This is a genomic window from Nocardia cyriacigeorgica (assembly GCF_010858045.1).
In the GTDB taxonomy this organism is placed as follows: domain Bacteria; phylum Actinomycetota; class Actinomycetes; order Mycobacteriales; family Mycobacteriaceae; genus Nocardia; species Nocardia cyriacigeorgica_E.
Window position 1 is genome coordinate 1 of sequence record NZ_JAAGVC010000096.1, and the last position, 588, is coordinate 588.

At 74.0% G+C, this 588-nt stretch carries 1 protein-coding gene; it reads left to right on the forward strand.

Annotation, left to right across the window (positions count from 1 at the left end):
- On the forward strand, positions 1 to 588 hold a 588-nt coding region (locus tag GV790_RS31480), incomplete at both ends, for a DinB/UmuC family translesion DNA polymerase (protein ID WP_445668761.1).

Genomic DNA, 588 nt, shown 5'->3' on the forward strand with positions numbered 1-588 from the left:
TGGTGCTCAAGCTCAAGAAGTCCGATATGAGCATCGTCACCCGATCGTTCACCCTGCCCTACGCCACCGAGGACCTCGCCACCCTCACCGCCGCCGCCCAGCGCTCGGCCATCGACCCGCAGGAACTCGGCCCGATCCGCCTGGTCGGCGTCGGCTACGCGGGGTTGTCGGATGTGCGCCAGGAATCGCTGTTCCCGGAACTGGACCGGATGCCGGAGCTCGCCGCGCTCGTCCGCGACGACGAGCTGGAGGTCGACGAGCCGGTCCTCACCGCTGCCGGGCGCAGCGCCCGCCTCGGTCCCGAGTCGTCAGCCGACCAGGCGCCACGTGGTGACGCAGAGCCGGACCGTGATGCAGGGCCGCGAGGTGACGCGGTGCCGGGCCATGACGCGGTGCCGGGCGGTGCTGCGGAGCCGGGCGGTGCTGCGGAGCCGGGCGGTGCTGCGGGGCCGGGCGGTGACGCGGTGCCGGGCCGTGACGCTGAGCCCAGCGGTGACGCGGTGCCGGGCCGTGACGCGGTGCCGGGCGGTGACGCTGAGCCGAGCGGTGACGCAGGCCTGGGCCAAGACGCGGTGTCGGACCGTGACG